At 43.6% G+C, this 1,197-nt stretch carries 1 protein-coding gene; it reads left to right on the top strand.

Annotated elements, in window-relative coordinates; translation table 11 throughout:
* Positions 1-701 precede the first annotated feature (701 nt).
* Positions 702-1,109, top strand: coding sequence for a LemA family protein (locus tag FYJ73_RS16350; RefSeq protein WP_419471157.1), 408 nt, complete (start codon positions 702-704; stop codon positions 1,107-1,109).
* Positions 1,110-1,197 lie beyond the last annotated feature (88 nt).

Here is a 1,197-nt window from a genome sequence, read left to right as displayed (position 1 = left end):
TTCGGATAAAATCCGTTCCTTATGGTTTTAATCTGCGTATTACCTCAAGTCGCATCGTGGGGTAAGGGGATGGTGTGCACAAATCGGACAAAATTCACGCTCATACTATCATGATGCATAGTGTTCAAGCTCTTTACTGCAATTGAGATTGTCATTGAGATTGCTTGCGGATTTTAGGTTTGTATCATTTTTATTCTCTGTTGACTTACATCATTGAAATTGGTACCGTTTGGTATGTATTGCCTTATGAGGCCGTTTGTGTTTTCGATGCCACCTTTTTGCCATGGTGCATGAGGGGCGGCAAAGGCATCTTTGCCATGGGCGGTTTTCTCATGATTAGCCAGTCTGTACTTCTGTCTATTATAGTCACGATAGCTCCCTTGTAATAGTTGAGGGGCTTACTCCTATAGCAGCGCAATATCTTTTTGGGACATATTCTTTTGCAGCATTAAATAAATTGCGTATCTTTGTTCCGAAATCAGATGTTTGTACAAAGCAATGCAAATATAGTTGATTTTAAGGAGAAAGCGTTCTCCTTTTTTTTGCATTGCTAATATCTTCTGCCGTTCAAGATCGCTTATGGGAGCTGCTCGCCCCTTGGCCTCTCGGTGTTTTCAAGTATAGATTATTTAGGTTATACCTGTCTATCGATTGCACTTCTATGTTGAACTTGCGTCTCCCTATTCTATATTCTATAACTGTTGATTACTCACCCCCCTCTGTTGCTCCATGTGCAGAAATCCCGGGAAGATGTGGTTGTCCTCCAGCGAGATGTGTTCCTTAAGATCGAGGAAAAACTGATGGAGCTGTTGGTTCATGAGATGATAAGAAGCGCAACCATCGGGCGGGGTATCGAAGTTGTGGGTCAGTTTGGTGATGTGCTCCCACATGTCAACTACAAGCAGAGCCTGCAGATACAATTGGAGGGTACGGAGAACCGCATCAACGAGGCTCGACAAAAATACAATATGGCTGTGCAAGACTACAATCAGGATGTGCGCACTTTCCCCAACGTAGTCTTTGCCGGCATGTTCGGTTTCAATCGCATGGAGAAGTTCGAGGCTGCTGCGGGTGCGGAAAAGGCACCGGAGCTCAACTTCAATGAGTGATCATTTCTCCTTTTCCTGAAATATTCATACAAAAGCTTGTCCGCTTCAACTCTCAATCTAGAGTCGAGCGGACTATTTTTTTGTTTCC

The sequence above is a fragment of the Hallella mizrahii genome, assembly GCF_009695775.1.
Taxonomy (GTDB): Bacteria; Bacteroidota; Bacteroidia; order Bacteroidales; family Bacteroidaceae; genus Prevotella; species Prevotella mizrahii.
Note: the sequence above shows the minus strand (reverse complement) of the source record. Positions and strands in the feature narration are given on the sequence as shown.